The sequence below is a fragment of the Fontibacter flavus genome (genome assembly GCF_042432905.1).
In the GTDB taxonomy this organism is placed as follows: Bacteria; Bacteroidota; Bacteroidia; order Cytophagales; family Cyclobacteriaceae; genus Fontibacter; species Fontibacter flavus.
Window position 1 is genome coordinate 1,087 of record NZ_JBHLWI010000079.1, and the last position, 3,708, is coordinate 4,794.

2 protein-coding genes are annotated in these 3,708 nt (G+C 38.5%); both read right to left on the minus strand.

Features of this window, described 5'->3' with window-relative positions; genetic code table 11:
- The coding region (locus ACFFIP_RS18060; RefSeq protein WP_382389167.1) for a CLIPPER-2 domain-containing protein at positions 1-2,412 on the minus strand (2,412 nt) is incomplete at its 3' end.
- Positions 2,413-3,028: 616 nt separating this feature from the next.
- Positions 3,029-3,166, minus strand: coding sequence for a hypothetical protein (locus ACFFIP_RS18065; RefSeq protein WP_382389168.1), 138 nt, complete (start codon positions 3,164-3,166; stop codon positions 3,029-3,031).
- Between the last annotated feature and the right edge of the window lie 542 nt (positions 3,167-3,708).

Consider the following 3,708-nt stretch of genomic DNA (forward strand, 5'->3'; position numbering starts at 1 on the left):
CTTGCTGATGGTCAAAGAAGCATTCTGCGTGATCGTGGTCGTTGCCGTTGCGCTCTGCTCGGAAGTCTCGTTGGTGTTCACAAAAGCCGTGTTCACCAGGTCATCACCTGCATCAATATCACTCTGGGTGGCTGCATAAACAGCGCTGTAAACCCAGGCCTCTCCGATGTCAAGCACACCGTTATTGTTCGCGTCTCCGCTTTCCAGGGCCGCTCCGCCTGCAAAAGGATCCGTTACAGCAACTCCGGTCAAACTCACGTTGCCCGTGTTGGTCACCGTGATCGTATAGTTCAGATCCTGCGGAGCCGAAATATTGGTAGCGTCCACAGTCTTGCTGATGGTCAGCGATGGGGACTGTGTGATCGTGGTCGTTGCCGTTGCGCTCTGCTCAGAAGTCTCGTTGGTGTTCACAAAAGCGGTGTTCACCAGGTCATCTCCCGCATCAATCATCGCTTGGGAAACTACGTATGAGGTAGTATATTCCCAGTTTTCATTGGTATCAAGTTCATTATTGCCATTGGCATCACCGGAAGACAATGTCAGTGCAGTAGTACCATTAGTAAATGGATCTGTAACCACCACACCTGTTAAAGGAACATTTCCAGGATTAGTCACCGTAATGGTATAATCCAGAGTAGTTGGTCCATTGATTTGTTCAAAATTAACCGACTTGACAATAGAAACTCTACAGTCATTTATGGTCAAAGTCACAGCTGTTCTTTCCAATGAAACACATCCGGTAGTGCTGTTAACAGCTTCTGCATAATATGTTTTAGTACCAATGCTATTCAAAGTTGGCGCGCTCACTTGGCTACCTCCTTCTGCTTGGTCATACCATACTATTGTAAAGCCAGCTGGCACATCTGCCAATGCAGTCAAAGTCTGTATAGGGTCAGTGGCACAAGCTTCTAAATCACCCCTACTTGTTGGTGCAGCAGGTGCCTCATTGATCACCACTACCACAGGTTGAATGACAAAACATCCGGCAGTAGAAGTAGCTTTGATATAATAGGTGCCACTTACATCAACCGCTGTTGGGTCAGTCAATTCGGAATTGGCATCTGCATCTGAAAAATATCCCAATGAATTAAATCCTGAAGACCCTGAAGTAACGGCTGCTGCAGTCAAATCTACAGTACCGGGTTCACAAACAGGAGCAGGATCAGTTATCATCAAAACCGGTAAAGGATTAACAGTGATTTTAACTTCCACCCTATCGCTTTCACATTCATCATCATTGATCTGGCTTGCCCAAACCGAAAAAGTTCCGTCACCGCTTGTATTTGTATCCACTGAAGGAACTGTGGCCAATGGCGTGGTTGACGTTTCCGAATCATAAAAAATCAAACGATATCCTGGATCAGCTGTGATGTTATAACCCAAAGGACCTGAATTTTCACAAACAGATTCATCCACGAAATCAGTTGGATCCGGCGCAGTATTAGGTTGTGCAATTACAATTTGTAATGTTTCAAAACATCCCCTGTCATCTGTAATTGTTACATCATAAGTACCGGAAGACAAACCGGTCTGATCTTTCTGCCCTGCAACAAGACCGCTACCGTTTGTGGTAGACCATAAATAGGTATAAGGGCCTTTCCCGCCCTCAACTGTCAACGTAATAGAACCAGAGTTGTCATTTATACAATCAGAGTCTGTTTTAGTATAAGAAGCATCAAGCAAAGGAAACAACTGAACTGTCTTGGTAATGCTTTTTGAAGTTGCTCCATCTCCAGAAGTTAATGTAACGTTATAATTTCCAGCACCTGGGAAAGTAAAAGAAGGATTGGCTAAGGTTGAAGAACCTAAGCCCGCGAAATCCCAAGTATAGCTATATGCCGCATTATTCCCACCAGTAGTGAGGTTTTCAAAATTTACTTCAAAATCGTCACAGTTGGTTTCAAAATCAAAATTGGCAACAAGAGGGGTTCTCACCAAAAATCCAGGAGCAGAAAACCAACAATTAGAGCTTCTATCCAATTTTTCACAAGTTCCGCCAGCATTGGTTTTCCAACTCATAAAAAAGTTTTTGAGCTCAAACTTATCCCCCCAATTCCAGGTAAAAGTATCAATTGTTATAGGAACACCCAAAACTACACGAGTTCCTGGAAATAGACACAATATTTCTTGGCCAACAAATTGATCATTGATGAACACATCATATTCGACATAAACAGAATATCCATTCCCTGATGTCCCTCCAAACGTAGCTTGAATTTGACCATTAACAGGAGTTCCTAATGGCAGATCAAGATCCGCTGCAAACGGATCACCATTCGCATCAGTAAATACAAAATTACTTACTGTCACATTCTGGCTGCTACAACCAGTTTGCGCATTAACTTCATAATTGATTCCCAAATAGGAAATAATGAGAATCAAAAAGCTAAATGATTTAATTATCGTCTTCATAGCTTATTTATTAAATGTGAACAACCTGGTAAAGTAGTCCACTAGCATTCTTTTGATTTTTTTTAGGGAAACTGTACAGGGCCGAGAATTTCTCAAAAATCCAATGCACAGTTCCAATATTCATTCCTAACACCCGGTCAAAAAAACCTCCGGGCAGTACCTGGAAAAGAATCTCTATCCTTTCCGACGAATTCTCCGAGTTTACTCTCTGTAGAAAATCTCCCATAACAAATACATTTAAAAACCTTAAATTCAGATAGATAAACATCAAATCTCCTAAGAAGGGATCAAATATTTTCCATCAAACATAATTATTTGTCGTAAATATACATTTATTTGTTTTTCATATCCAAATGAAAATCAAATAATTTTCAATTGTAATACATTTTTATATATTTGAAATAATTTTTTTAGTATTTATAAAGCGTTTTTAGAGCAGAATAATTACAAAATAAATATTCAAAATGAAATTCCACAGCTTTCCCATGTTTCAAATCAGCTTTCGCTTTGTAATAAGCTCCCTTCCATAGATGAGAAAGCAGTAACCGTATGTTTAGCTTGAAACGCAAGATCTATTTCTATTCCAACCTGATCAACAGCCAAAAGAAAAGTAACTTCATACACGCTCTTCTCCTTGCTGCCTTTTGACCTCAGTTTGGTGAATTTCCACAACTGCCCAATCGATTTCATCTTCAGGCTTGGATTCGTATTGGCTATCTTCCTTTGAAAGATCGATTGACCAATTTGGTCTCACACCAATACTTAAAGTTGTGGTAAAGTGACCAGCAGATAGTTCTTTTTACTACTGGTCACTTTTAAAAACATTTACATTTTTTAAGGATAAATGTAAAACCTTCATTCTGATTGCAGTTCGTAGCTTCGGTAAAAATCATAAAATTTTGCGATAAATAAAAAATATTTTTTTGTGTTTATTTTATTTTTCCGAATTATATTCTATAAAATAATTTTTTCTGATTATGAAATGCAAAATATTTCATTTAGAATTAAAAATTATTTTCACTCAAAAATGGTCTTTTTTAAATAAAATCATCAAAAATTAAAATTTTTAGTAGCAAACAGGCGTTAAGGCTCTCTCTCAAGCTTATTATTTACTTAAGACATACCCATTAAAACTTCAGTATAACAAGGGTTTATATAGACAAACCAAATAAAAAAAGCTAACCGAACCTCAGTTAGCTTTTTTAGTTTTTAAACCGACGATAATTAACTTTTACATCCCTTGGGACCGATATCTTTATTGTTGTTGTTCTTTACTGTCTTTCTATTATCTCTCAT